Genomic DNA, 25,344 nt, shown 5'->3' with positions numbered 1-25,344 from the left:
GTTAAAACTTATCCTTATCCAGGCAACTAAAAAGGTGGCATTTCTTTACAAAGAACTCCCAAACAATGCTGCCGCGATACATCCCTGTAAGCTTTGTTGGTAATTTGTCGCGATGGTGCTCTTCTTCGGAGTGAAATATGTTACGCGCGAAGTTTTGATGCGCCTTGCTAACTGCCCACGCGTCTTTGCGTTTGCCTTCACTTAAAAACCTCACCAATGCAGTGAAATCTAAAAAGAAGCGGGTGGTAATAACAGATGCCCCCCGCCAAAACGGTAGATTTTTCTTTAATAAAAGCAGGTTATTGCGGAAGTTGAGATAGGTTTTAAACGGATTTTCAGTATTTAACGTACCGCCCCCCAGGTGATATACATATGATTCTGCACAGTACATAACCTTATAGCCACGGTTTTTCAAACGCCAGCAAAGGTCAATCTCTTCCATATGTGCAAAAAAGCGGTCATCAAATCCTGCTGCTTCATCCCAACATTTCTTTTTGATGAACATGGCAGCGCCTGTAGCCCAAAATACCTCATGCGAAGTATTGTACTGTCCGTTATCTTTCTCTATCTCATAAAACATGCGGCCCTGGCAAAAAGGATAGCCAAAACTATCAATATAGCCACCGGCAGCACCGGCATGTTCAAAATATTCTCTCTTATTATAGTCTAATATTTTTGGCGCGGCCACTGCAATAAGCGGGTCACTTTCCATCAGGTCAATAACAGGTTCTATCCAACCCGGGTGAACTTCAACATCAGAGTTTAACAGAATATAATAATCTGCCTCTACCTGTTTCAATACACGGTTATAACCTCCGGTAAAGCCATAATTTTCTTCATTACGAATAATGCGGATTGCAGGGTAAGTGTCTTCAATAAATGAAAGTGATTCGTCAGTAGACGCGTTATCGCCAACTACTATCTCCAGGTTGGGGTACGATGACGTTATCACCGATGGTAAAAATGTGCGCAGGTGATTAACACCGTTCCAATTCAATATAACTATAGCAACTTTTGGTTTATTCATCAATTGCTATGTGGTGGTGTAAATTTCCATCTTTTGTGTGACCATAACCAATAGGCCGGTTCTTGTTTAATTACATTCTCTAAATACCGAACGTGCTCGCGTGTTATTTCGTACTCGGCGGTATTTTTTGCATCATCAAATAAAGGCACAAAGGTAACAGTATAATATCCTCTTTTTATACGCCTGATATCGCAAAAGACAACAACATTGTTTAAAAGTTTGGATAATTTTTCCACACCCAAAAAAACAGCAGTGGGTTGATTCAAAAATTCAGTGAAATAATTGGCCTCGCTTTGCACCGGTGTTTGATCGCTAACCAGTACGCTTATTGTTGTTTCTTTTTTGTAACTAACAAGCGTTCGCATGGTGTTTTGCATTGCTACAAGAGTGGCGCCAAACCTGGAGCGGACTTTTATAAATGCATTATCAAATGTTTTGTTTGTAAGTGGCTTATAAACAATAATCCGTCGTTCTGTTTGCGTAAGCAGGCTTAAACAATGCGCAGCAAGTTCCCAATTGCCATAATGTCCTAAAGCTCCGATTACGCTTTTACCCTGTGCGAAGTAACCCTGTATCAAATCAAAATTAGTGCAACGCATACGCTTCATTACCTCTTTTTCTGATATGGTGAAGAGTTTAACCGTTTCAACACTCAGGTCGGCAAGGTAGCTGTAGTATTCTTTTTCAATAACTTTTAATTCTGCCCCGTTTTTTTCGGGGAAGGAGTTTCGCAGATTGGCCTGTACCACATCACGGCGATAGTGCATAACATGATAAAGCACTATAAATAATAGGTCGGAGATTTTATAGAGCAGCCAAAACGGTAAAAAAGAAATTAGATATAGCATGGCTATACCCAACTTTGATAATATTTTTGTTAGCATTTGCGGGGGCAGATTGTACCGCAAAATTAAAATAACTAAAAAATGTACAGCTGATATTAACGCTGCTTTACAATTATTTTACAGTAAAATTATGATGTGCATCGTGTTTTCGATGCAAATTTCCAGCGCCGGTGCGACCATAGCCAATACTGCGGCTCGCGGTTTATCATCATTTCGAGATACTTGACGTGAGCCTCTGTAATTTGATTTGGGGCGCTGTTTTTAGCATCTTCAACCAAGGGTACTATGGTATATTCGTAAAAACCACGTTTTACCTGCCGCATATCGTAAAATATCACGTTTGAGTTTATTAGCTTGGCTATTTTTTCAATTCCTAAAAAAACAGCTGTTGGTTGATTAAGGAAGGTGGTAAAGTAGTTGGCGTCTTCTTGCACAGGGGTTTGGTCTCCTGCAAACACGGTTACGGTAAATTCATTTTTATGTGCCACCATTGTGCGCAAGGTTTGCTTCATAGGCACAGCAACACCACCAAAACGCGATCGAACTTCAATGAAAAAATCATCGAATGTTTTATTGCTGAGTGGCTTATAAATAAAAAAAAGGCATGATTCTATACTAAACTCTAAGCCAGCCCATTCCCAGTTGCAGTAATGACCGGCTACAGCGGTAACGCTTTTGTTTTCTGCAACATACCGCTGCATTACTTCCGGATTAGTCAATTTAACCCGTCGTTGTAACTCGCTTTTCGATATTGTTATCATCTTGATGGTTTCTACCATCAGGTCGGCAAGATATTTAAAATAATCTTTTTCTATCTTTTTCAGTTCCTCATCTGTTTTGTCGGGGAAAGAGTTGCGGAGATTTTCCTTAACTACCTTGCGCCTGTAACCTATCAGGTAATACAGAATGCAGTACAAAAAATCAGCAATAAGGTACAAAGCCCAAAAGGGAAGGAGGGACACGAGGTACAAAAAGAATATAGATAGCCTCAAAAGCCCTTTTTTTATCATTAATTTCGTCGCTTGTAGCTACAAACATAATTGATATGATTGAAAAAGGTGCGTTATTGCCAATGTTTTATCTGCCACCTGTTGCGTGGTTTTCACAATTTAATGCCAACAAACCTGATATATTTATCGAGGCCGAAGAGCATTTCCCCAAGCAAACGTACCGTAACAGGGCTACAATTTACTCGCCCGATGGCGCTTTATCGCTGGTGGTACCTGTAGTTAAAGGCTCAAAAGTGCATACCAAAATTAAGGATGTAAGGATCAGCTATGATTTTAGATGGCAGCGCTTACAGTGGATGAGTTTAGAGGCCTGTTACCGTCGTTCGGCTTATTTTGAATACTATGAAGATGCGTTGGTACCATTTTATCAAAAGCAATACAAGTTTTTATTTGACTTTAATGAAGAGCTGTTGCAATTGATCCTGAAGTCAATAAAGATTCCCACCTCAATACAAAAAACTCAAACATATGAGTCTGATTATGGTGCTGAAGTGTTGGACCTGCGTAATGCTTTTAGCTCAAAAAAAGAATACAACGCCGAACAAAAGCCATATTTTCAGGTTTTTGAAGAACGGCACAGGTTTATAAAAAACCTGAGCATTGTGGACCTGCTGTTTAATCAGGGGCCGCGTAGCATTGATTATTTGTAATGACTGGCACTATAAAGAAAATACAACGCAAAAATCGACGTCGAGAGGTGGGGTTGATGCCAGGTACTTTAAACATTGATAAAAATGCTTTAAAGCCCAAAATTGATGTGTTTTCTTATAACAAAGATGGTGTTACTGCTGCCCGCGAGCAAAAGATCACTGGAATAATTGAAAAAGTAAAAAAGCAAAAAGGCCTTACGCACTGGATACAGGTTAGCGGAATTGGTGATGCCCAGTTGTTGGAAACACTTGGTAACGAACTATGCATTAATCCGCTGGTTTTAGAGGATATAGTCAATACGTATCAGCGTCCTAAGTTTGACGAGTATGATGATTATGTTTTTATGGTGAGCCGGGTAATTTATTTTACTGAAGAAGGTGAATTGATGAACGAGCAATTCTCGGCCATTATTAAAGATAATTTACTCATTACCTTCCAGGAAACACACGTTAATTGCTTTGACGCGGTTGAAGCACGATTGGAAGCAGGTAAAGGTTTAATAAGAACCGCAGGACCGGCTTACATGGCTTATGCACTTACCGATACCATTCTGGATATATATTTTATTGTTTTAGCCCAGATAGGTGATTCATTAGATGAGCTGGAAGACAGGCTATATAAATGCCCCGATAAAAGCGTAATGGTGGATGCACAGCAGTTAAAACGTTCTTTGATAACGGTGCGAAGGGCAGCTTGGCCCGAAAGAGATAAGATCAATGATATTTTGCGTTCGGATAGTGTCCAAATTACCAAGGATGTAAAAATGTACCTGCGCGATGCCTACGATCATTGCGTGCAAATAATGGACCTGATAGAAAACGATAAAGAAATCACCTCAAGCATTATTGATCTTTACCTCTCAATGGTAAGCAATCGTATGAATGAGATCATGAAAGTGTTGACCATCATCTCTGCTATATTTATTCCGTTAACTTTTGTTGCCGGCATTTACGGTATGAACTTCGCCAAAGTTGACCCCGTTACCAATAAAGTGATGCCCGATAATATGCCCGAATTATACGCGTATCATGGTTACTATTGGGTAATGGCAGCTATGTTTGTTATCGCCGTAATCCAGATCATCATTTTTTGGCGCAAAGGGTGGTTTAGTAAATTGTAAGCCCGACCCAACCCTCCCAGGAAGGGAGGGCTTAGATAATAAATGTAATATAAAGTCTCCCCCTTCAGGGGGAGATTTAGAGGGGGCTACTTACTTCTTAAACTCCGGCTTTAACAGTTGTGGCACTGCTTTTCGCATTTTCATCACTTTGGGAACCGATACTGTACGAATGTACCCTCTGTCCTGATGCACACGGTAGTAGCCCTGATGGTACGCCTCACCGCCATAAAATGCGGTGAAAGGTGAAACCTGGGTTACTATCGGATCTTTATAGTGCTTTGAGGCATTTACTTCTTTAATAACTTTTTGAACAATTGCCTTTTCCTCTGGCGTGCGGTAAAATATTGCTGAACGGTAACTTGTGCCCTCATCAGGTCCCTGTCGATTCAAGGTTGTTGGATCGTGCGCGTAAAAGAATGCAGTGACCAATTCCTCGTAGGTTATAACCTTCGGGTCATAATAAACCTGCACAGCTTCGGCATGACCAGTTGCTTCTGTACAAACATCCTCGTAAGTAGGGTTAGGTACCTTACCACCAGAATAACCTGCAATAACCTGCTCAACACCTTTCAGTTCAGACATCGCTTCCTGAGATGCCCAAAAACATCCCGCCGCAAATGTGGCAACTGCTTTTCCCGGTTTTGGCGCAGGTACCTTTACTAACGTGTCGTCATCCTGCGCGCTTGCACAGCCAAAGCACATCATCAGCATTAAAATATAAAAAATTGATCTTTTCATGTGTGTGTTATTTGACAAAATATACGCAGACGGTTTATTGGCAGATGGTCATAGCACGGTAACTTTGATACAGTAGGCAAGACTTAGTCTTTTGGTTCCCACAATTCGATCATGTTTCCTTCAGGGTCTATAATGTGGATGAATTTACCATAGTCATAATCAGCAATTTCATCAACAATGGTAACGCCTTCTTTTTTCAGTTCTTCAACCATTTCAACCAAATTTTCAACCCTATAATTGATCATGAATGGTTGGGTTGAAGGATCAAAATACTTGCTGTCTTTAGGAAAAGTACTCCAGGTAGTCGAGCCTTTTTTGGATGGGTCTTCAGCATCGGCCCATTCAAAGGTGGTGCCGTATTTACTTGTGGCTATGCCCAGGTTTTTGGCATACCAGTCATTCATGCCTTGCGCGTCATCGCACTTAAAAAATATGCCGCCAATACCGGTTACTTTTTTCATAGGTGTTGTATTTACTTAATTAATTCCAAGCAATTTAAGTCGTTTTTTAGATATTATCAACCATGATTGCGGCTATTTCTAACAGCAGTTTTTACCTTATCTAAAATGGTGTTTAACCCATTTACCTTTATCTCATAAACGGTAGATAGCATCATGCCCATTTTTCCGGCGGGCAGACCTTTATTCTTGAGCCACTCCAGGTAGTAAACCGGCAGATCGCTTATTAAAGTACCCTTGTATTTGCCAAAAGGCATTTGAGTGGTCACTATAGCAATTAATATTTTAACGTCGGGTTGAACGGGTTCCATGTGCAGCTAAATTATAATTTGTTTCGTTGCCTTCCATTAAAAAATTAATACCTTGCTATGTTTTCCACTGTAAACCAAATTTTGCTACCATGAGTTCAAGAAGAAGTTTTATCAAAACTTCGGCTTTACTATCTGCCGGAGTATTAGCCGCACCAAGTTTGTTGGCAGCCGACAAAAAATATATCGGCTTGCAGTTATACACCATCAGAGATGCTATGCAAAAAACTCCTGAAGCTGGTTTGGCAAGGGTAGCAGGTATTGGTTATAATTCTGTTGAAGGTGCAACATATTCGGGCAGCGAAAAATTTTATGGAATGGATGCACCTGCTTTTAAAAAGGTATTAAAGCAAAATGGCTTAGATATGATAAGCTGCCATTATTCTCTTGGCGAAGAAAATCCGGCCAATAAAGGGACTATTTTGAATGGATGGGACAAGGCGGTTGACGAAGCTGCCAAAGTAGGCATTAAATATATGGTTTGCGCTTACCTTACCCCAAAGGAGCGTGGCGGTCTTGATCATTACAAAAAATTAGCTGCTGATTTTAACAAAGCAGGAGAGTTGTGTGCCAGAGCTGGTATACAGTTTTGTTACCACAACCACGATTTTGAATTTATTGGGCAGGATGGCAAATATCCTTACGAAATATTACTCGCTAATACCGACAAAAAGCTGGTGAAAATGGAAATGGACATTTATTGGGTAAGTAAGGCTAAGCAAGATCCCATCGCTCTATTTAAACAAAATCCAGATCGCTTTCCGTTATGGCATGTTAAAGACATGGACAGCACACCGAGGGCTTCGTTCACCGAAGTGGGTAATGGCGTGATAGATTTTAAAAAGATTTTTGCCCAAGCTAAGAAATCAGGCATGAAATACTTTTTCGTTGAACAGGATATGACACCGGGCGACCCATTTGAAAGCATTACAAAAAGCTTCAAATACATCAAAAACAACCTTGTATAAAAGCTGCTACATAAACTATGAAAACAATCAGATGGGGTATTTTAGGTACTGGGTACATAGCGCGCCGCTTTGCGTCAGACCTTAAACTGGCGGAAGGCGCCGAACTGGCAGCTATTGGTTCACGTTCTTTAACATCTGCTCAACAATTTGCTGATGAATACCCTGTGGCTAATTGCTTTGGCAGTTATGACGAAGTTGCGCAATGCCCCGATGTTGACGTTGTGTACGTTGCTACGCCACACACCTTGCATTATGAAAACACGCTGATGTGTCTTAATGGCGGTAAGGCAGTGTTATGCGAAAAACCATTCGCTATTAACAAGCGTGATACTGAGGCCATGATCAACCTTGCCCGTGAAAAAAAGCTGTTTTTGATGGACGCCTTGTGGACTAAGTTCCATCCACATTACTTAAAAATGCTTGACATGGTTAAAAGTGGCAAATTGGGCGATGTAAAGATAGTGTTCTCTAACTTTGGTTATGTGGTTACTCCACAGCATTCCACTCGTTTACTTGACCCTGCTTTGGGCGGAGGTTCTATTTTGGATATTGGCATTTACAATATTTTTACTGCGTTTGATGTGTTAGGGATGCCTGATAAGATTGACGTTAATGCAGTTGCTACAGATGGTGGCGTTGATGAGCAATGTTCGGTAGTATTTACCTACGATAACGGAGCTATGGCCAGTTTGTACTCTTCGTTCAGAACAACCCTTGCTACGGAAGCCGAGGTGTGTGGTACAAAAGCCCGGGTAAAACTTACGCCAGACTTTTACACCGCATCTGCCAATGTTGAATTATATGGCGAAAACGGAATTAAAGAGTTGATAGAAGTTGAGCGCGAAAACGGTTTTGGCTATCAGTATGAAGCGCGGCATGTTAACGAATGCCTACGGGCAGGTTTAACCGAAAGTCCGGTGGTATCGCATAGTTATACCTTAAAACTGATGGTCCTGCTTGATAAAATACGCGGGCTTGCGGGAATACGTTACACCGCTGACGAATTATAGCTGATAAGCAACGCTTTTTTCAGGAATTGTTACCGTATATCCCTCAATAGTTAAAGCATCGCTTAGCGCCTGCATACTCCCTGTTTCACCATGCACCAGGAAAATGTTTTTAATGGTTTCCTTATTTTGCTGCTTAACGGTGTTTATCAGATCGTTATGGTCGCCGTGGGCGCTTAGCACGTCTGTTTTTTTAATGGTGGCATAAACGGAAAGATCCCGGTCTTTTATATGAACAATTGGGTCCCCGCGCAGCAGCCTGTAACCCAACGTGCCTTTTGCGCAGTAGCCAATAAATAATATGGTACAATAATAATTTTGGATGTTGTAAAACAGGTGGTCTTGTATACGGCCGCCCTCCAGCATACCTGCTGATGAAATAATGATACAGGGTTCCCAATAGTTAGACACCTGTCGGCTATCCTTCAGCGTTTCAACATAGGTAAGGTTATCAAAGTCAAACTCGTCGCCTTGTTTGTTATAAAACTCTTTAGCTTCATCGTTCACCAATGAATGATGTTTCCTGAAAATTCCGGTAGCCATGGTTGCCATAGGGCTGTCAACAAAAACCTTCACTTTTGGTAACAGGCCATTGCTGAATATTTTATTCAGAATAAAAACCAATGATTGCGTGCGTCCAATGCTAAAGGCAGGTATAATTAGTCGCCCTTGCTCTTTAATACATACCTTTTCAATTACCTCAACAAAAGTTTCTTCAACTGTTTTATCAGTCGTATGGACGCGGCCTCCGTATGTTGATTCTGTTACCAGGTAGTCAACAGGAGGGATGGGTTCCGGGTCATTTAATACGGGGTAGTTTTTTCTGCCGATATCTCCTGTAAAAGCAATGGTCTTCTCTTCACCATGCTCATTAATTTTAAACAATACTGATGCCGCACCCAATAAATGTCCGGCGGGGATAAATGTTATCTCAACATCGCCATTTATGCGGAAAGGTTTGTTAAAGCCAATGGTAACAAAACGTTCCATGGCATCCATTACATGCTTTTGTAAATAGAGCGGTTGTGCAGCGCTGTTAAATTTGCCTTTGTTTTTGCCAAACTTGCTGCGTTTGCCAGCCTTGTTCATAAAAATGCTTACCGAGTCAAGCAATAACAATTCTGTCAGATCTGCGGTAGGGGGCGTACATAATATCTGCCCGGAAAACCCCAACCTAACCAGCGTTGGTATATTACCTGAGTGGTCAATGTGAGCATGAGTTAATATAACAACATCAATATCACGCGGGTCAAACGGAAAGTTTTCGTTGCTTTGTATGCTGCGGTCTTTTTCATAATCTAAACCGCAGTCAATCAGTATTTTATACTTATCAAGTTCAAGCAAATGCATGCTGCCTGTAACCTGTTTGGCAGCGCCGTGTATGGTTAATTTCATTGGTAGTTAAAATCGGAAAAAGGCTTAAATGTAAAATCCTTTAAACGATGTTTTGTAATATAATCAATTAACAGTAATTGTTCTTTCGGCAAGCTTTTTATTCCTGTTTTTCATAGCAGTTCTTAGCAACCACACAACAAACAAAACAATAAGCGCCGCGGCAATATAGAAGTTTCTGTTGGCGCGCTCAGTTTCTTTAGCCTGTTTTTCATTAGCCGATCTCAGCTTAGCTACTTCATCCTGCAGTTTCTTAATGCTGTATAAAAAGCCAAGCTGGCTGTTTTCAACTTGTTTTGCTTTTTGTTGTACCTGTGTTTGCTGGAACGCGCGGTAGTCAAGCAATATTTTAAGTTGACGATAGATCTCGTTGTCTGTCCGCACGATATCCATTAGAATTTCGTTTGAGCGGCGGATATCCTTCTTGGTTTGTAAACCGAATATGCCTGTGTGCTGGCTTAAACTGGCATCATATTGCCCAAATTTAGCAGACCTTTCATTAAGCATACTGTTGATCTTTTTTCGCTGCATCTCATAAGCAGCAGAGTCAGAACGTCCCTGTCCAAACGCGGCTGTGTTTATAACCGTGCAAAGAAGCATCATCAGCAATTTATTCATAACGCACTATTCAAATTCAATGATCACGCTGTCGCCAAGGTTAAGGCCAAGCAATCCGCTTGCGTTACCTTTATTGATGGCGATCTCCAGGTGATCGCTTATACCAAACAGGCAAAGTTTTTCGCCTTCGGGTACCTCGTTGTAATGCCAGCTGAGGTGATTAATGGTTTCATTACGTTTAAAATATAACGTAAACTGCCGCCCTTGCTGTATCTGGTTAAAAAACTCTTTGGTGATGTTTGTTATTACGTTTTGGAAAGAATCAATGTATATAACCACACCCTTTATCAAATTTCTTTCAATAACGGGCTGCAGGTTCATTTTGTTTTCTATGCTGCTTACAGGTAAACCAATTTCAGCTAAGGAACCGCCTTTTGCCATATGAACAGCGGCTTTAACAAAAATATCGGCCAGCGGGAAATGCAGGAACTTCAGATCCTGCATAATGTTGATCTCCACCATCTCATCGGGTACATCGCTAAACATCAGCGAAAAAATGCCGTTATCGGCACCAACAAAAAAATGTTTTTTGTATTGAATGGCCAGGTAGCGGGTGTCTTCGCTGTAAACAGTGTCAATACCTATCAGGTGTACTGATCCCTCCGGGAAATAATGGAAACTGTTCTTTAAAATAAAAGCTGCCTGTTGTACATTAAACGCTGCTACACTGTGGGTAATGTCAACAATATTAACAGTAGGTAATAACTTTAGGATACTACCTTTAAGCGCGGCCTGGTATATATCCTTGTCGCCCAAATCAGTAGTTAAAGTTATAATTGCCATTAATTTTTTAAATATTTATTGCTAATCTTGTACAAGCAGGAAACGCTGCAAATATTCAATTTTTAATTCATAAAAATCAGAAACAAAATAATCATTTACTGTTGAACGAACTTAAATTATCTATCGAGAACATAAATCCTGCGGTGTTGTGGGGACCTAATAATGATCATTTTGAGATCATTAAAAAACAATATCCAAAGCTTAAAATAGTTGCGCGCGGCAATGATGTAAAGGTATTGGGAGACGATGCGGAGCTGACCACCTTCCAGGAAAAATTTAACCACCTTCTGCAACATGTTGAGCGTTACGATAATTTAAGTATTACAGATATTGAGCGCATTTTAGGTTCGAAAGTTGAACTTTCTCCAACGCCTGAGTCCAATGACAAGTCAACAACCGGAGATGTGATTGTGTTTGGCCCTAATGGCGTAATGGTAAAGGCGCGCACGGCCAACCAACATAAAATGGTTGACAGTATTAATAAAAGTGACATACTTTTTGCTATCGGACCTGCAGGTACCGGTAAAACCTATACCGCTGTTGCACTTGCCGTACGCGCGTTAAAAAACAAAGAGATAAAACGCATTATTCTTACCCGTCCGGCTGTTGAAGCAGGGGAGAACCTTGGCTTTTTGCCGGGCGATTTAAAGGAAAAGATCGATCCGTATTTGCGCCCGCTGTATGACGCTTTGGATGATATGATACCTGCCGAAAAGCTGAAAGTGTACCTGGAGAATCGTACAATTGAGATAGCGCCGTTGGCGTTTATGCGTGGCCGTACATTAGATAATTGCTTTGTAATATTGGATGAGGCGCAAAATGCTACCGATATGCAGTTAAAGATGTTTTTAACCCGTATGGGCCCATCAGCAAAGTTTATTGTAACCGGCGACGTTACGCAGATAGATTTACCAAAGAAACAACAATCGGGTTTACATACCGCCCTGCGCATTTTAACAGATATTAAAGGTATTGATATTGTTTACCTAAGCGGTGAAGACGTAGTAAGGCACAAATTGGTACGTAAAATATTAGCAGCTTACGGGGATATACAGTAAAGATATGAGATGTTAGATGTGAGATGGGAGACAACGGGATTTATATCTCATGTCTCACATCTCACATCTCAAATCTGACAACACCATGAACGCAATAAAAGAAACACATTTTAATTTTGAAGGACAGACCGCATTTTATAAAGGTAAAGTGCGCGATGTTTATACTATAAAAGATAAATACCTTGTAATGGTAGTGAGCGACCGCATATCAGCGTTTGACGTTGTGCTACCAGAGCCAATTCCATATAAAGGACAAGTGCTGAACCAGATAGCTGCCAAGTTTTTGAAGGCCACTTCTGATATTGTACCTAACTGGGTGATCAACATACCCGACCCAAGCGTTACCATCGGTCGAATTTGCGAGCCGTTTAAGGTAGAGATGGTTATTCGAGGTTATCTGGCCGGTCATGCAGCGCGCGAGTATGCTGCAGGTAAACGCACCCTTTGCGGCGTAACCTTACCGGAAGGCTTAAAGGAAAACGACAAATTGCCAGAGCCAATCATCACACCAACTACAAAGGCGGCTATTGGTCATGATGAGGACATTTCCCGTGAAGATATATTAGCTAAGGGCATTGTATCAAAACAAGACTATGAGCAATTGGAAGCATATACGCGTGCTTTATTTGCGCGTGGCACTGAAATTGCAGCTGCGCAGGGTTTAATACTGGTTGATACCAAATATGAATTCGGTAAGGTTGACGGAACCATTTATTTGATTGACGAGATACACACGCCCGATTCTTCACGCTATTTTTACAGTGAAGGTTACGAGGAGCGCCAGCAACATGGAGAACAGCAAAAACAGCTATCAAAAGAGTTTGTGCGCAGATGGTTAATTGAAAATGGTTTTCAGGGTAAAGATGGGCAAACCGTACCGGAAATGACGCCTGAAAAAGTTGAATCTATATCAGAAAGATATATTGAACTGTACGAACGCATAACCGGCGAAAAATTTGTTAAACCGGAAGGTGACAATGTTTTAAACAGGGTAGAAGGCGCAATAAAAAGCGCGCTGGCAACATTGTAACGTTGCAAAGAATATTCATATATTAGCGGTTTAATAAGGAAAAAAGAAATGAAGTTTACTGTAGATAAACACGAAAAATATATCTTGTTGAAGTTGAATGAGTCTAAACTGAACTCATTGATCACGCCTCAATTAAAATCAGAATTGATACTGATCAATACCGAAGGTCAGCGTAATATAATACTGGATCTGTCTCAGGTTAAGTTTGCAGATTCATCTGGTTTGAGCAGCTTATTGGTGGGCCACCGTTTATGCAAAAATTCTTCGGGTTCTTTTATTCTTACCGGGTTAAATGATGCGGTGTCTCGTTTAATTACTATCTCGCAGTTGGAAAACGTTTTAACAATCGTTCCTAAGTGTGAAGAAGCCATAGATCTGATATTTATGGAAGAGATAGAAAAAGAATTGAAAAAAGAAGCAAGATAGATCTTTAATTGTTTACCTGGTATGAGATTCGAAGTAACCATATTGGGAAGCAGTTCGGCAACACCAATCTATAATAGAAATCCCACTTCACAGGTGCTCAATATCAATGAGCGCCTGTATTTAATAGATTGCGGCGAGGGCACACAGCAGCAAATGCTGCGTTTTGATATCAAGGCCAGCCGTATTGACCATATTTTTATTAGCCATTTGCATGGCGATCATTACTTGGGGCTGGTCGGCTTGTTATCATCCCTGCATTTAAATGGCCGTAAAAAGCCATTGGCACTTTACGGTCCGGCACCTTTAATGGAGATCATAGATCTTCAGCTGAAATATTCTGAAACGGTGTTGCAATATCAGATACAATTTACAGCTACCGATGCGTCAAAAGTTGAAACAATTTTGATCAATGATGATGTGACAGTAGAAACCATTCCGCTTGACCACCGAATACCTTGCACCGGCTTTTTATTCAGAGAAAAAAAACGGCTGCGAAAATTAATAAAGGAAGAGTTAGAGCGGTTAAATGTGTCTGTGGCTTATTATACAGCTATTAAAAAAGGAGCTGACTACACTGCGCCCGATGGTACAGTTTATCCAAACGAACAGTTATCGGTAGATTCAAATGCACCGAGAACATATTGTTATTGCTCTGATACCATGCCAACCCCGTCGTATTTTGACCAGATAAAAAACGCAGATCTGTTATACCACGAAGCTACTTTTTTAAATGCCATGCTTGACAGGGCAATAGAAACCCACCACACTACTGCTTTACAGGCGGGGGAGGTTGCTCTGAATAATCAGGCAAAAAAGTTGTTAATAGGGCATTTCTCTGCCCGTTACAAAGTTTTGGATGAGCTTTTAGATGAGGCAATGTCTGTATTTCCAAATACAGAGTTAGCAATAGAGGGGAAGACATTTTTAATTTAAAAATTAATTGGTGATCAATAAAAACTAATCACCAATTGACTAATCTCTATACTACTATTTATCTTTTCCTCCGCCAAATACCGAGAAGTGTACATAACGCTTCGGATTAGCTTTCAAGTCAATAAATAAAGCGTCCAGGTTGTTAGACGCGTTTTGCAGGTTACGATACAGTTGTTCGTCGTTCAACAACAAACCTAACGAACCTTTATTGCTATTAATGCGGGCAGTAGTAGCTTGAAGATCTGCCATAGCTTTATTAGCGTTGTCAAGTGTCTGCTTGATATTGCCGGCAGCAATATCATCACTAACGCGCCCAAAGTTGCTGGTTATAGTATTCAAATTGGCTGCGCTTATTTTTAAGCTGGCAGTAACATCTTGTGTATTAGTTAAAATGCCGTTAATGTGCCCTGTTTGCGTACCAACAAGGTTGTCAATTTTTCTGGTGGTGCCTTCAAGCGTTTGCAATGAGTTAGCGATACTGTTAAAGCTACGATCAATATTGCGCTGAAAGTTAGGGTTCAATATTTTATTTACAGCGGCTAAAGATGAATCCAGTTTATTCATCAGGTTTTCAGCTTTAGTTTGAATAGGCTGAAGGCTTTCGGCTAAACTGCCTTGAATATCTGCTTGTAATGTATCTTTTGTTTCGGCAAATTGTTTACTGTCGCCCAATTCAAATACAATAGCTTTACTACCTAAAAGGTCAGTACTTACCAATCGCGCTATGGTGTTAACCGGCACATTGTATTTTGAATCTATTTTAAGCTCAACTGTTGTGCTGCCTTTTTGGTCAAGCTCCATTTTTGAAATGTGCCCGATTGGGAAACCATTCACTAATACTGGCTTAGATACCGTTAAGCCATCTACACTCTGGTAAACCGCATAAAACTTGTTCGATGATGAGAATACATCGTTACCGCGTAAAAAACTATATCCTAAAATTAATACAGTAATGGCAATGGCTGTTAAAGCGCCTATTTTGGTTTCGTTTGAGATTTTCAAAGGTTGTTGTGTTTAGTTTTTTATTACTGCGTTTTCTACCTGAAGCTTATAATTTTGGATGGAGCGTACTAATGTTGCCACAATTTCTTCCTGTCCTTTTTCTGAATTAAGATATTCCTCTTCTTCTAAATTAGTTATATAACCAATTTCAACCAAAACAGAAGGCATTGCTGCATGAACTAAAACATTCAGGCTTTGCTCTCGTATTCCTTCCAATCTTCTTCCGTCCACACTAACAAATTCATCAGCGAGAATGTTTGCCAACAGTATGCTTTTCTGCCTGAACTTCCTCAAATACTCATTGGTTAATATGATCGTGACCGGATCATTAGGGTCAACTTCGCCTTCCATATCCTCTCCAACCTGGTTGCTTTTTATTTCCCGCTGTTGCTCTCCGGTACGTTTCAAACCGTATACCAACATCAATACACCCTTTCCTGATCTGTCAACCACACGGGATGTTTTGTAAACAGCCTTGCCTTTTTTGGTTCCAATCCGCTCGCGCACAGTCTTATCCGGCAGTGCATTGCAGTGTATAGATATAAACAGGTCGCCTTTATTTTCGTTGGCTATTTCCGGCCTTCTTTGTAAAGATACATCGGTCTCACTGTTTCGGGTCAACACAACTTTAACACCGCTAATATCTTTTTCTATTGCCTTTTGCAATTTTTGAGCAACCATCAGCGTTACACCTCTTTCGGTTGAAAAAGTGCCTGAAGAACCAACAGAAAATTTGCCTGACCCGTTTGGTGGCTTCACTCCGTGACCGGGATCAAGAATAATGGTTTTTAATTTATAACCGGTACTAACAACTGTATCTCTTTTAGCTGAAGTTTTAAGAATGGGAAAACGCAACGTAAACGAAAACAACGAAATACCTGCAACAATTAATAGTGGTGCATAAATCAATCTTTTCAATGGGTTATTTTTCATTATTTTTGGGGCGCTGTTAACTATATCTGCAAATATATTATTCGAAATCAATTTTGAAATTTATCAACCTATTTTTTCTATTTGCAATTATCTTAATAGTGAATATGTTGGCTGCTGAAGGCAGGGAACACTATAATTATTTTATACATAACGTTCGCGTTGCCGATACTATTATCCATCTTGATTCTACAGATAAATATCCTTTATTAAATAAAAAGCAGGGTATCCCGGCTGGTACGCAACAACCGAAGCTTGCGGGAAGAGATACTGTAATACCTTCAGCAGATACAACTAAACGCGATTCGGGGAGCCTCAAAAGCGAATTAACGTTTAAAGCTAAAGATTCAACCATATTTGTTGGAACAGATACCATAAGATTATATGGGGAAGCCCGCGTAACTTATGAGGATTTTGAACTTGATGCCGATTTTATTGAGGTAGATAAAGCTAATAAGGTTTTATTTGCACGTGGTGCGATAGATCCGGCCACACGCCGTTATTCCGGACGGCCAATTTCTAAACAAGGTTCTGATGCGCCCATAACGTCAGACTCGCTCAAGGTTAATTACGAAACTAAAATTGGTAAAACCTGGAACGTGCTTACCCAGCAAGAAACTAACTACATTTCGCATGGGCAGGCAAAAAAAATAAGCGAAGACGAAGTAGCTTATCACAACATTATATTTAGTGCCTGCGACAAGCCGGACCCCGACTACGGTATTGTAATAACGCGTGGTATAGGAGAGAAAAAGCGTATCATTTCAGGTCCTGCGTACCTGGAAATAGCAGGTGTACCCATGCCTGTAGCGCTACCGTTTGGTTTTTTTCCGAAGCCCGATACCAAATCGTCTGGTGTAATACTGCCTACATTTGGTGAAGATGCCACATTAGGTTTCTTCCTTCGGGGATTTGGATACTATCTCGCACTAAATGATTACATGGACCTTACCACTACAGGTACCTACTACTCCAACGGATCATATGAGGTAACAAGTTCTATGAACTATATGAAACGGTACAAGTATAACGGTGGCCTCTCTTTGAGTTTCGGTTCACATAATTATGCGCTTCCCGGCGATCCTCCGGCAAAAGATTTTCATATTAACTGGAACCACTCGCAAAATCCTAATGCCAGTCCGGGTAAAACATTTAGTGCATCGGTAAGCGCAGGTACAGCAAGTTTCTATCAAAATAACCCTGCAACAACAGGTTACAATTTACAGGCCCTAACCCAAAATCAGTTACAATCATCAGTTGCCTTTTCGCGTATTTGGGCCGGAACGCCATTTGCATTGAACGTTAGTTTAGCACACAACCAGGATCTTACCCGTAAAACTGTAAATCTGGAGTTGCCGCGTGTTACTTTCAGCATGACCACAATTAATCCGTTTGATAAGAGGGATAGGGTAGGTGAGCAGAAATGGTATCAGCGCATTACTGTTGGGTATACCTTAAACGCGTCAAACAGTTTATCAAACATACCCGAACAGCAACTGTTTACAAAAAACACCTTAACTAAACGGATGCGTAATGGTATACAGCATCAAATTCCGGTGGGTTTAAGCCTCAACGTATTAAAATATTTTCAGTTTAATACCAACTTTAACTATAACGAACGCTGGTATTTCCAGTCGATCAGGCAACGCTACGCACGTGCCGACTCATTGGTTACTGATACCTTACCCGGCTTTAACCGCGTAGGCGATTACGCAATAAGCGGAGGCTTCAGCACAAAAATTTATGGGATTTTGCCAATTAAGGCCGGCCGCCTCAAGGCTATCCGCCACGTAATTACCCCTAACGTTAGTTTCAGTTATCGTCCTGATTACTCAGGTTTAAACCGGTCCTACAATAGGGTTGTCGTAACCAATGCAACAGTGCCTTACCCTGCCCTTGCAAGACGATACTCTATTTTTGACGGTTCGTTATTTGGTGGGCCTTCGGGAGGTACAGCTGCCGGTGTAAATCTTGGTGTTGATAATAACCTTGAAGCTAAGGTGCGCGCAAAAAGTACAGACAGCGTGCAAACTGATAAAAAGATAATGCTGATACAAGGCTTATCATTCAGCACCTTTTATAATTTCGCTGCTGATTCTTTTCGCTTATCAAACATTAATTTCTCTGGTCACACCAGTATAATTAACGACAAGATCAACATTAACTTTGCTGGAACTTTTGATCCTTACGTATACAAAAATCTGGACTCAATTTCCAATAACCAAGTTGTACGGGCGGTAAGAAGAATTAACAGGTTCACCTGGCAGGATGGCCGGTTCCCTACATTGATGAACTTTTCGTTAACTATTGGTGGTAGTTTAAACGCTGCCGCTTTTAAGGGTAAAGCACGGCCGGTAGCGCCCGGTACTACATTAATGACTGCTACGCCCGATCAGGCTGACAAATTAGCTTTACTAAATAGTGATCCAAGCGCGTATATTGATTTTAATGTACCTTGGAACCTTACATTTAATTACAATTTTAGTTACGCTAATACACTTGTTGGTACTTCTGTTGCTAATACAGTGATGATCAATGGCGATTTGAGCATAACACCAAAATGGAAGGTGCAATTCAATACTAACTATGATATAAGGGCGGCTAAATTAAGCAGTGCTACATCTTTCGCAATATATCGAGATCTGCACTGCTGGGACCTTTCAATAAGCTGGCTGCCTTTTGGTTATTACAAATCTTATAACGTTACATTACGTGTACGTTCAGATATATTGCAGGCGCTAAAATTAACAAAACGAAGCGATTACACTAACAACGGCTATTTTAACAGATACTAATGCGTGCGGAAATTATAACCATTGGCGATGAGATTCTAATTGGGCAGATAGTTGACACCAATTCGGCCTGGATGGCCAGACAATTAAATAACATTGGTGTTAAAATTAAACAGATATCGTCTGTGTCAGACGATAGGGAGCATATTCTAAAAGCGCTTGCCGAAGCGGCCTCACGCGCCGACGTAATACTAATTACCGGTGGTTTGGGTCCTACTAAAGATGATATAACGAAAATAACCCTGGCAGAATATTTTGGAGTAGGCATGGTTGAAAATGCTGAAACATTGGCTAACGTTACGCGCATATTTGAAAAAAGTAACCGCCCGTTGCTGGATATCAACAAGGCGCAGGCGCTTGTACCCGCAAACTGCGAGGTTATTATAAATAATAACGGCACAGCGCCGGGTATGTGGTTTGAGAGCGAAGGAAAGATATATGTATCAATGCCGGGTGTGCCCTTTGAAATGATGTATATGATTGATGAGGCAGTTATACCCAAGCTAAAAAAACGCTTTGATCTGCCGGTTATCTACCATAAAACCTTGCTCACAGCCGGCGAAGGTGAATCTTTTCTGGCTAAAAGAATAGCAGATATTGAAGACAGGCTGCCGGCTCATGTAAAACTTGCCTATCTGCCTAAATTGGGGCAGGTAAGGTTAAGACTGAGCGGTTACGGCGCCAATGAAAATGTTGAAGCTGAAGTAGAGGCCTTTGCCGCTGAAATTGCTGAGCGTGTTGACAATATTTTGGTTGCGACAGAAGATATTACGCTTGAAAAGGCTATATTAAATAGAATGGAAGCAATGGCTGCAACTCTGTCTGTAGCAGAAAGCTGCACAGGAGGCTATGTTTCACATTTATTAACCCAGCACGCGGGTTCTTCAAGAGTTTTTGCAGGTGGAGGAGTTGTTTACAGTAATGAGCTAAAGCAGCAGGTATTAGGCGTTGAGTCATCAACTATTGATAATTTCGGGGCTGTCAGTGAAGAAACCGTTACTGAAATGTTAAATGGTGCATTAAAAAATTTCCACACAGATTTCGCCATAGCCATTACCGGAATTGCCGGTCCGGACGGAGGTACGGCAGAAAAACCGGTTGGAACTGTTTGGATAGCAGTTGGTTCTGAAAAAAGTAAAGTCGTTAAAAAGTTCACATTTGGTAGTAAACGACTTCAAAATATTGAAAGAAGTTCAGCCGCCGCATTTTCTATGTTGAATACTTTACTAAAGGAAGTTAAAAACTAATGCAGCATTTTTATAATTTTACCCTATAACTATATATTTTCTATATGGCCAGATATCAATTGTTATTGCCAAAGATGGGAGAAAGCGTTGCGGAAGCAACCATAATTAAATGGGTTAAAAAGCCAGGCGATTACATTGAAGCAGATGAAGCAGTAATAGAAATAGCCACTGATAAAGTTGACTCGGAGGTACCATCACCGGTTTCGGGCAAATTGGTTGAGCAGCGCTGCAAAGAAGATGATATAGTACAGGTTGGTGATGTGGTAGCCGTAATTGAAACGGAGGAGGAAGACACTTCCGCAGAATCAACAGTAGCACAATCAACAGTAGTTGAACAGTTGCCAGCCGAAGAATCACAGCGTGATGTTAAAGCGGTAGCAACAGAAGAGAAAAAGCACGAGGTTTTCTTCACACCGCCAACTACTCATATACAGGAGGAAGTAAAACCGGAGTTTGCTGAGGAAGATCAAGCCGCTATTCCGGGTATAGATCAATTACAACAAGCAAATACCTCGCCTGCGCAGCGTCCTTTCAAAGATGTACCACGTTTTTATTCTCCATTGGTAAAACATATAGCTTCTCAGGAGAATGTAAGTGCTGCGGAGTTAGATAATATAGCTGGTAGTGGTGCTGAAGGCAGATTAACTAAAGATGATCTGCTTAACTATCTGCGTAATCGTCCCGCTAACACCACGTCTCCAACAAAAGCCCCTGCTCAGCCAGAGCAGCCGAAACAAGAGGAAGTTAAAGCTGATGAGCCGCAAGCCCGCTACACATCGGTATCTTTCCAGCAAGAAGTTAAAGCAACTGCAAATACATTCGCTACATCAGTCTCGGGTTCTGATGAGATCATAGAAATGGACAGAATGCGCAGGCTAATTGCCGAGCACATGGTAATGAGTAAACAAACTTCGCCTCACGTAACATCATTTGTTGAAGCAGATGTTACCGGCCTGGTATTGTGGCGCGAAAGGATCAAAAATACCTTTGAGAAACGCGAAGGGGAGAAGATTACCTTTACACCTATATTTATGGAGGCGGTGGTTAAAGCTATTAAAGACTTTCCGCTCATCAACTCATCAGTTAACGGCACACAGATCATTAGGAAGGCTGCCATAAATATCAGCATGGCCACTGCTTTACCTAACGGTAATCTTATTGTTCCGGTTATTAAGAAAGCTGATGAGCTTAACCTTTTAGGGCTTACCAAAGCAGTTAACGGTTTGGCCGGTAAAGCGCGTCTTAATAAGCTGCAACCGGATGATGTTAAAGACGGAACCTTCACTATAACCAATGTTGGTACATTTGGCAATTTGATGGGTACACCAATCATCAATCAGCCTCAGGTTGCTATATTGGCCATTGGCGCTATTAAGAAAAAACCTGCCGTTATTGAAACTCCGGAGGGCGATGTTATTGCTATACGCCATATGATGTTTCTGTCACTCTCTTATGATCACCGCGTAATAGACGGTTCGCTGGGCGGGTCTTTCGTTAAGCGCATTGCAGATTATCTGGAGAACTGGGATGTTAGCCGCGAAGTTTAATCATCTTATCTAAATTGTAAAGTACCTCAAACAACAGTTTGCCATTTTTAGTTTAATATATAGCGTGCGGTTTTGCTGCGCCTTACTTAAACTACATTTACCATGAAAAACTACGAAACTTTAGTGGATGCCACTAACGATTTAATGAAAAGAGGATATACGGCCAATCTGAGTATTGAAGGAGATACCGTTGATGATAAATCGCAGAATATAAAAATGACAGCTGATGAATTTTCAATTGATGAATTTTATCGGTTTGAGGGTGCAAGTAACCCGTCGGACATGTCAATTGTATATGCGGTAAACTCACCTAAGCATGGCATCAAGGGTATTATAGTTGATGCTTACGGTACTTATGCTGTAGAGAGCGCATCAGCGGTTCAGGCTAAGCTGCACCACTGGATGATCAGCCATAACCTGCATAGCAGCGACAGGCCAACTGCATCTTAAAAAAAGTATTTAGAAACGAAAAGGGCGCTTGATTTAAGCGCCCTTTTTCTATTTTGGATTTAGCACTTATTGCGCTAAAACTTCTTTTACTCTTTCAGCAGCTTCTTTCAATAATATAGCCGAGAAAACTTTAAGGCCAGAGTTATCAATGAGTTCTTTAGCTTCTTTAGCATTAGTACCTTGCAAACGAACGATGATTGGAACAGGTATGTTACCAATTTCATTGTAAGCATCAATAACACCTTGAGCAACACGGTCGCAACGAACAATACCACCAAATATGTTGATCAGGATGGCTTTAACGTTAGGGTCGCTTAATATAATGTTAAAACCGGCTTTAACAGTTTGGGCGTTAGCGGTACCACCTACGTCAAGGAAGTTTGCCGGTTCGCCACCTGCCAGTTTAATAATATCCATGGTAGCCATAGCCAAGCCGGCACCGTTTACCATACAACCAACGTTGCCATCTAATTTAACGTAGTTAAGGTTTGATTTACCAGCTTCAACCTCAGTAGGATCTTCCTCATTGGTATCACGCATTGCAGCATAATCAGCATGGCGGTATAAAGCGTTATCGTCTAAATTTACTTTAGCGTCAACAGCTAATATTTTGTTATCAGATGTTTTTAATACCGGGTTGATCTCAAACATTGACGAGTCGGTTGCTTCGTAAGCTTTGTATAAAGCAGCGATGAACTTGGTCATGTCTTTAAACGCATCGCCTGAAAGGCCAAGGTTAAAGGCAATTTTGCGGGTTTGGAAACCTTGCAAACCAACTTTCGGATCAATTTCTTCCTTGAATATCAAATGAGGTGTATGTTCTGCAACTTCTTCAATATCCATACCGCCTTCGGTTGAATACATAATAATGTTGCGGCCTTTAGCCCTGTCTAACAGAACACTAATGTAAAACTCTTTGGTTTCGCTTTCGCCCGGATAGTAAACATCCTGAGCAACTAACACTTTACGTACCAGTTTACCTTCAGGACCGGTTTGTGGCGTTACCAACTGCATGCCTAAGATTGCGCCTGCTTTTTCAGCCACCTCATCCAGGTTTTTAGCCAGCTTAACACCTCCACCTTTACCACGGCCACCTGCATGTATCTGAGCCTTAACAACAACCCAGCTTGAGTTGTAATCTTCCTTCATTTTTTTAGCTGCATCAACAGCTTGTTCAACAGTGTCGGCAACGATGCCTTCCTGAACTCTTACACCGAAACTTTTTAGTATGGATTTACCCTGGTACTCGTGAATATTCATGTTTTTAAGCGGATTTTGCGGTAAATCTACAATTTTATACCAATAATGGTTACGTTATTTACATAATTTGCTTGTTACATATAAAAACTTTTCAAACATCAGCGCTTATCTCTTGTAAGTAACCAAAGGATTACTTGATAAGCATTACATTTGTGCAATGTTAAAAGCAACAGCTATTTATAAGGCCTATGGCCAACTCCCTATACTAAAGGGTGTTGATATTGAAGTTCAAAAAAGTGAGATAGTTACTATAGTAGGCGCTTCGGGTGCCGGAAAGAGTACGCTCCTTAATATATTAGGTACATTGGATACGCCTGATAGTGGCCAGCTATTTATAAATGATGTTGAGCTTAATAAACTGAACAATAAAAAGCTTAGTGATTTTCGCAATCGTCAGATAGGGTTTATTTTTCAATTTCACCATTTACTGGCCGAGTTTGATGCATTAGAGAATGTTTGTATCCCTGCTTTTATAGCAGGTATGCCTAAAGCGCAGGCCGAAAAACGAGCTAAAGAATTACTGGACATGCTTGGCTTAAGCTCCCGGTTTGATCACAAACCCAGTCAATTATCAGGTGGTGAACAACAGCGTGTTGCAGTTGCCCGTGCTTTGATCAATGAGCCTTCATTAATATTTGCTGATGAACCTTCGGGAAATCTTGATTCTAACAACGCCCGCGATCTGCATGAGCTGTTTGTTAGGTTAAGAAAGGAGTTTAAGCAAACGTTTATTATTGTTACGCATAATGAGGAACTGGCCAATATTTCAGACCGAAAAGTTTTTATGAAAGATGGTTTAATTGAACAGGTTGCTTAGATATGGCCAATATTTTAATCACCGGAGCGCTCTCTGCCGCAGCTCATAGTTTTAAAAAGCAATTTACTGATAGCACCGTGCTAATGGGCGATTTCAATGAGGTGCCGGAAGTGATGCTTAAGTCGGGGGCTATCAAACAATTGCCCAATCCACAATCACCGTCTTACCCTCATCAAATACTTACCTTTTGTTTGGATAATAACGTAAGTGCCATATATAGTTTAAATGATAGCGAGTTTAACGAGTTAGAACCGGCTTTGCAATTATTTTCAGAATATGGTATTGATATACAATTAGTTAAAAATGATTTATACTGATATAGATAAACAAAAATCAGCGTTTATATTTGAATTAGACAATGTTATTTATCCTGAAAAGGATTACCTGTTTCAGGTGTATTACCTTTTTGCAAGTGCTATAGAATATACCGACCTGATCGATGCAAAGGCTGCAACCGATTTGATGGTGAATACGTATCTTACAGAAGGAGCAGCGCTTGTGTTTGAGCGTGTGAAAGAAAAGCTGGGTGTACAGGAAAAGTACAGGAAAAATTTTGACGACCTGTTACTTACCGTTAAACTCCCGCTTAAATTACTGATATATAAAAAGGTGCTTGAGCTGATGCAGGAAATCGTAATTGACCGTAAAAAGATATTTATTGTAACAGATGGCAATCCGCAGCAGCAACTCAATAAAATAAGACAAACAGAATGGAATGGCTTGGAACAGTATCTTACTTGCTACTTTACGCAGGAAAGTAGACCCAAGCCCGATACAGATGTGATAGAATTGTTGTTAAAAGACCACAATCTGCAAAGACGGGAAATATTGATGATAGGCAATTCAGTAAAAGATGAGTTATGTGCTCAAAATGCGGGCATTGATTATTACGATGTATCTGCCATATTAGAATTAAACTGAAAGATA

27 protein-coding genes are annotated in these 25,344 nt (G+C 40.7%); 15 read left to right on the top strand and 12 right to left on the bottom strand.

Features of this window, described 5'->3' with window-relative positions:
- Position 1: 1 nt before the first annotated feature.
- The 3 genes from CLV57_RS11420 to CLV57_RS11410 all read right to left on the bottom strand — a co-directional run bounded on the left by CLV57_RS11420 (position 2) and on the right by CLV57_RS11410 (position 2,882).
- Positions 2–1,027: a glycosyltransferase family 2 protein gene (locus CLV57_RS11420; RefSeq protein ID WP_100341545.1), complete on the bottom strand. Its 1,026-nt coding sequence runs from the start codon at positions 1,025–1,027 to the stop codon at positions 2–4.
- Positions 1,027–1,911, bottom strand: a complete 885-nt coding sequence (locus CLV57_RS11415) for a lysophospholipid acyltransferase family protein (RefSeq protein WP_100341544.1) — start codon at positions 1,909–1,911, stop codon at positions 1,027–1,029. The genes CLV57_RS11420 and CLV57_RS11415 overlap by 1 nt, the downstream gene beginning before the upstream one ends.
- A gap of 89 nt (positions 1,912–2,000) precedes the next feature.
- Positions 2,001–2,882, bottom strand: coding sequence for a lysophospholipid acyltransferase family protein (locus CLV57_RS11410; protein ID WP_100341543.1), 882 nt, complete (start codon positions 2,880–2,882; stop codon positions 2,001–2,003).
- Between the two features lie 35 nt (positions 2,883–2,917).
- Between CLV57_RS11410 and CLV57_RS11405 the strand changes: the two genes are divergently transcribed.
- Together CLV57_RS11405 and corA are read left to right on the top strand one after the other, a co-directional pair.
- Entirely contained in the window at positions 2,918–3,532 is a 615-nt protein-coding gene (locus CLV57_RS11405) for a WbqC family protein (protein ID WP_100341542.1), read from the top strand.
- 56 nt (positions 3,533–3,588) lie between these two features.
- Positions 3,589–4,653 (top strand): magnesium/cobalt transporter CorA, encoded by a 1,065-nt coding sequence (gene corA / locus CLV57_RS11400; protein WP_245856999.1) that lies wholly within the window; start codon positions 3,589–3,591, stop codon positions 4,651–4,653.
- A gap of 90 nt (positions 4,654–4,743) precedes the next feature.
- On the opposite strand, the gene msrA is transcribed toward corA, so the two are convergent.
- The 3 genes from msrA to CLV57_RS11385 all read right to left on the bottom strand — a co-directional run bounded on the left by msrA (position 4,744) and on the right by CLV57_RS11385 (position 6,160).
- The gene (msrA, locus tag CLV57_RS11395) at positions 4,744–5,391 is read right to left on the bottom strand and encodes a peptide-methionine (S)-S-oxide reductase MsrA (protein ID WP_100341540.1); all 648 of its coding nucleotides are present in this window, start codon (positions 5,389–5,391) and stop codon (positions 4,744–4,746) included.
- A gap of 83 nt (positions 5,392–5,474) precedes the next feature.
- Positions 5,475–5,852, bottom strand: coding sequence for a VOC family protein (locus CLV57_RS11390; protein ID WP_100341539.1), 378 nt, complete (start codon positions 5,850–5,852; stop codon positions 5,475–5,477).
- 56 nt (positions 5,853–5,908) lie between these two features.
- Positions 5,909–6,160 (bottom strand): DUF3820 family protein, encoded by a 252-nt coding sequence (locus CLV57_RS11385; RefSeq protein WP_100341538.1) that lies wholly within the window; start codon positions 6,158–6,160, stop codon positions 5,909–5,911.
- Positions 6,161–6,249: 89 nt separating this feature from the next.
- On the opposite strand from CLV57_RS11385, the gene CLV57_RS11380 reads away from it, so the two are divergent.
- Positions 6,250–7,125, top strand: coding sequence for a sugar phosphate isomerase/epimerase family protein (locus tag CLV57_RS11380; RefSeq protein ID WP_100341537.1), 876 nt, complete (start codon positions 6,250–6,252; stop codon positions 7,123–7,125).
- A gap of 17 nt (positions 7,126–7,142) precedes the next feature.
- Positions 7,143–8,135, top strand: coding sequence for a Gfo/Idh/MocA family protein (locus CLV57_RS11375; protein ID WP_100341536.1), 993 nt, complete (start codon positions 7,143–7,145; stop codon positions 8,133–8,135).
- Here the strand turns inward: CLV57_RS11375 and CLV57_RS11370 are convergent.
- From CLV57_RS11370 to CLV57_RS11360, 3 genes are all read right to left on the bottom strand, one after another.
- Entirely contained in the window at positions 8,130–9,527 is a 1,398-nt protein-coding gene (locus CLV57_RS11370) for an MBL fold metallo-hydrolase (protein ID WP_100341535.1), read from the bottom strand. The genes CLV57_RS11375 and CLV57_RS11370 overlap by 6 nt on opposite strands.
- Positions 9,528–9,590: 63 nt before the next feature.
- A complete protein-coding gene (locus CLV57_RS11365) occupies positions 9,591–10,142 on the bottom strand; it encodes a hypothetical protein (protein ID WP_100341534.1) in 552 nt (183 codons plus the stop codon).
- Between the two features lie 6 nt (positions 10,143–10,148).
- Positions 10,149–10,925, bottom strand: coding sequence for an SAM hydrolase/SAM-dependent halogenase family protein (locus tag CLV57_RS11360; RefSeq protein WP_100341533.1), 777 nt, complete (start codon positions 10,923–10,925; stop codon positions 10,149–10,151).
- Between the two features lie 101 nt (positions 10,926–11,026).
- On the opposite strand from CLV57_RS11360, the gene CLV57_RS11355 reads away from it, so the two are divergent.
- The 4 genes from CLV57_RS11355 (at position 11,027) to CLV57_RS11340 (ending at position 14,372) form a co-directional block, all read left to right on the top strand.
- The gene (locus tag CLV57_RS11355; protein WP_100341532.1) at positions 11,027–11,983 is read left to right on the top strand and encodes a PhoH family protein; all 957 of its coding nucleotides are present in this window, start codon (positions 11,027–11,029) and stop codon (positions 11,981–11,983) included.
- Between the two features lie 85 nt (positions 11,984–12,068).
- Positions 12,069–13,013 carry a phosphoribosylaminoimidazolesuccinocarboxamide synthase gene (locus tag CLV57_RS11350; protein WP_100342813.1) on the top strand — a complete coding sequence of 315 codons (945 nt, stop codon included), beginning with the start codon at positions 12,069–12,071 and terminating at the stop codon, positions 13,011–13,013.
- Positions 13,014–13,061: 48 nt separating this feature from the next.
- Positions 13,062–13,439 (top strand): STAS domain-containing protein, encoded by a 378-nt coding sequence (locus CLV57_RS11345; RefSeq protein ID WP_100341531.1) that lies wholly within the window; start codon positions 13,062–13,064, stop codon positions 13,437–13,439.
- A 21-nt stretch (positions 13,440–13,460) separates the two neighbouring features.
- The gene (locus CLV57_RS11340) at positions 13,461–14,372 is read left to right on the top strand and encodes a ribonuclease Z (RefSeq protein ID WP_100341530.1); all 912 of its coding nucleotides are present in this window, start codon (positions 13,461–13,463) and stop codon (positions 14,370–14,372) included.
- A 54-nt stretch (positions 14,373–14,426) separates the two neighbouring features.
- On the opposite strand, the gene CLV57_RS11335 is transcribed toward CLV57_RS11340, so the two are convergent.
- A complete protein-coding gene (locus CLV57_RS11335; protein ID WP_100341529.1) occupies positions 14,427–15,374 on the bottom strand; it encodes an MlaD family protein in 948 nt (315 codons plus the stop codon).
- A 12-nt stretch (positions 15,375–15,386) separates the two neighbouring features.
- Positions 15,387–16,307 carry an N-acetylmuramoyl-L-alanine amidase family protein gene (locus tag CLV57_RS11330; protein ID WP_100341528.1) on the bottom strand — a complete coding sequence of 307 codons (921 nt, stop codon included), beginning with the start codon at positions 16,305–16,307 and terminating at the stop codon, positions 15,387–15,389.
- Positions 16,308–16,411: 104 nt separating this feature from the next.
- On the opposite strand from CLV57_RS11330, the gene CLV57_RS11325 reads away from it, so the two are divergent.
- The 4 genes from CLV57_RS11325 to CLV57_RS11310 all read left to right on the top strand — a co-directional run bounded on the left by CLV57_RS11325 (position 16,412) and on the right by CLV57_RS11310 (position 22,340).
- Positions 16,412–19,099: a putative LPS assembly protein LptD gene (locus tag CLV57_RS11325; protein ID WP_245856996.1), complete on the top strand. Its 2,688-nt coding sequence runs from the start codon at positions 16,412–16,414 to the stop codon at positions 19,097–19,099.
- A complete protein-coding gene (locus CLV57_RS11320) occupies positions 19,099–20,343 on the top strand; it encodes a competence/damage-inducible protein A (protein ID WP_100341526.1) in 1,245 nt (414 codons plus the stop codon). The genes CLV57_RS11325 and CLV57_RS11320 overlap by 1 nt, the downstream gene beginning before the upstream one ends.
- Before the next feature lie 44 nt (positions 20,344–20,387).
- Entirely contained in the window at positions 20,388–21,890 is a 1,503-nt protein-coding gene (locus CLV57_RS11315; RefSeq protein ID WP_100341525.1) for a dihydrolipoamide acetyltransferase family protein, read from the top strand.
- 102 nt (positions 21,891–21,992) lie between these two features.
- The gene (locus CLV57_RS11310) at positions 21,993–22,340 is read left to right on the top strand and encodes a phosphoribosylpyrophosphate synthetase (protein WP_100341524.1); all 348 of its coding nucleotides are present in this window, start codon (positions 21,993–21,995) and stop codon (positions 22,338–22,340) included.
- 66 nt (positions 22,341–22,406) lie between these two features.
- On the opposite strand, the gene sucC is transcribed toward CLV57_RS11310, so the two are convergent.
- On the bottom strand, positions 22,407–23,600 hold the full coding sequence (sucC, locus tag CLV57_RS11305; RefSeq protein WP_100341523.1) for an ADP-forming succinate--CoA ligase subunit beta: 1,194 nt from the start codon (positions 23,598–23,600) through the stop codon (positions 22,407–22,409).
- Between the two features lie 157 nt (positions 23,601–23,757).
- On the opposite strand from sucC, the gene CLV57_RS11300 reads away from it, so the two are divergent.
- From CLV57_RS11300 to CLV57_RS11290, 3 genes are read left to right on the top strand one after another with little or no spacing between them, the layout of a single operon-like run.
- The gene (locus tag CLV57_RS11300; protein ID WP_100341522.1) at positions 23,758–24,417 is read left to right on the top strand and encodes an ABC transporter ATP-binding protein; all 660 of its coding nucleotides are present in this window, start codon (positions 23,758–23,760) and stop codon (positions 24,415–24,417) included.
- Between the two features lie 2 nt (positions 24,418–24,419).
- Entirely contained in the window at positions 24,420–24,734 is a 315-nt protein-coding gene (locus CLV57_RS11295; protein ID WP_100341521.1) for an ATP-grasp domain-containing protein, read from the top strand.
- Positions 24,721–25,338 carry an HAD hydrolase-like protein gene (locus CLV57_RS11290; RefSeq protein WP_100341520.1) on the top strand — a complete coding sequence of 206 codons (618 nt, stop codon included), beginning with the start codon at positions 24,721–24,723 and terminating at the stop codon, positions 25,336–25,338. Before CLV57_RS11295 ends, CLV57_RS11290 begins: the two co-directional genes overlap by 14 nt.
- Positions 25,339–25,344: the final 6 nt, after the last annotated feature.

This window comes from Mucilaginibacter auburnensis (assembly GCF_002797815.1).
Lineage (GTDB): Bacteria > Bacteroidota > Bacteroidia > Sphingobacteriales > Sphingobacteriaceae > Mucilaginibacter > Mucilaginibacter auburnensis.
Note: the sequence above shows the minus strand (reverse complement) of the source record. Positions and strands in the feature narration are given on the sequence as shown.

Bases quoted from the DNA above. Each gene is read 5' to 3' on its own strand.
- CLV57_RS11370 (WP_100341535.1), bottom strand. From the start codon at position 9,527: ATGAAATTAACCATACACGGCGCTGCCAAACAGGTTACAGGCAGCATG.
- CLV57_RS11290 (WP_100341520.1), top strand. From the start codon at position 24,721: ATGATTTATACTGATATAGATAAACAAAAATCAGCGTTTATATTTGAA.
- CLV57_RS11410 (WP_100341543.1), bottom strand. From the start codon at position 2,882: ATGATAAAAAAAGGGCTTTTGAGGCTATCTATATTCTTTTTGTACCTC.
- CLV57_RS11385 (WP_100341538.1), bottom strand. From the start codon at position 6,160: ATGGAACCCGTTCAACCCGACGTTAAAATATTAATTGCTATAGTGACC.
- CLV57_RS11315 (WP_100341525.1), top strand. From the start codon at position 20,388: ATGGCCAGATATCAATTGTTATTGCCAAAGATGGGAGAAAGCGTTGCG.
- msrA (WP_100341540.1), bottom strand. From the start codon at position 5,391: ATGAAAAGATCAATTTTTTATATTTTAATGCTGATGATGTGCTTTGGC.
- CLV57_RS11350 (WP_100342813.1), top strand. From the start codon at position 12,069: ATGAACGCAATAAAAGAAACACATTTTAATTTTGAAGGACAGACCGCA.
- CLV57_RS11340 (WP_100341530.1), top strand. From the start codon at position 13,461: ATGAGATTCGAAGTAACCATATTGGGAAGCAGTTCGGCAACACCAATC.
- CLV57_RS11295 (WP_100341521.1), top strand. From the start codon at position 24,420: ATGGCCAATATTTTAATCACCGGAGCGCTCTCTGCCGCAGCTCATAGT.
- CLV57_RS11310 (WP_100341524.1), top strand. From the start codon at position 21,993: ATGAAAAACTACGAAACTTTAGTGGATGCCACTAACGATTTAATGAAA.
- CLV57_RS11405 (WP_100341542.1), top strand. From the start codon at position 2,918: ATGATTGAAAAAGGTGCGTTATTGCCAATGTTTTATCTGCCACCTGTT.
- CLV57_RS11380 (WP_100341537.1), top strand. From the start codon at position 6,250: ATGAGTTCAAGAAGAAGTTTTATCAAAACTTCGGCTTTACTATCTGCC.
- CLV57_RS11420 (WP_100341545.1), bottom strand. From the start codon at position 1,027: ATGAATAAACCAAAAGTTGCTATAGTTATATTGAATTGGAACGGTGTT.
- CLV57_RS11415 (WP_100341544.1), bottom strand. From the start codon at position 1,911: ATGCTAACAAAAATATTATCAAAGTTGGGTATAGCCATGCTATATCTA.
- CLV57_RS11330 (WP_100341528.1), bottom strand. From the start codon at position 16,307: ATGAAAAATAACCCATTGAAAAGATTGATTTATGCACCACTATTAATT.
- corA (WP_245856999.1), top strand. From the start codon at position 3,589: ATGCCAGGTACTTTAAACATTGATAAAAATGCTTTAAAGCCCAAAATT.
- CLV57_RS11300 (WP_100341522.1), top strand. From the start codon at position 23,758: ATGTTAAAAGCAACAGCTATTTATAAGGCCTATGGCCAACTCCCTATA.
- sucC (WP_100341523.1), bottom strand. From the start codon at position 23,600: ATGAATATTCACGAGTACCAGGGTAAATCCATACTAAAAAGTTTCGGT.
- CLV57_RS11320 (WP_100341526.1), top strand. From the start codon at position 19,099: ATGCGTGCGGAAATTATAACCATTGGCGATGAGATTCTAATTGGGCAG.
- CLV57_RS11360 (WP_100341533.1), bottom strand. From the start codon at position 10,925: ATGGCAATTATAACTTTAACTACTGATTTGGGCGACAAGGATATATAC.
- CLV57_RS11390 (WP_100341539.1), bottom strand. From the start codon at position 5,852: ATGAAAAAAGTAACCGGTATTGGCGGCATATTTTTTAAGTGCGATGAC.
- CLV57_RS11365 (WP_100341534.1), bottom strand. From the start codon at position 10,142: ATGAATAAATTGCTGATGATGCTTCTTTGCACGGTTATAAACACAGCC.
- CLV57_RS11345 (WP_100341531.1), top strand. From the start codon at position 13,062: ATGAAGTTTACTGTAGATAAACACGAAAAATATATCTTGTTGAAGTTG.
- CLV57_RS11375 (WP_100341536.1), top strand. From the start codon at position 7,143: ATGAAAACAATCAGATGGGGTATTTTAGGTACTGGGTACATAGCGCGC.
- CLV57_RS11325 (WP_245856996.1), top strand. From the start codon at position 16,412: ATGTTGGCTGCTGAAGGCAGGGAACACTATAATTATTTTATACATAAC.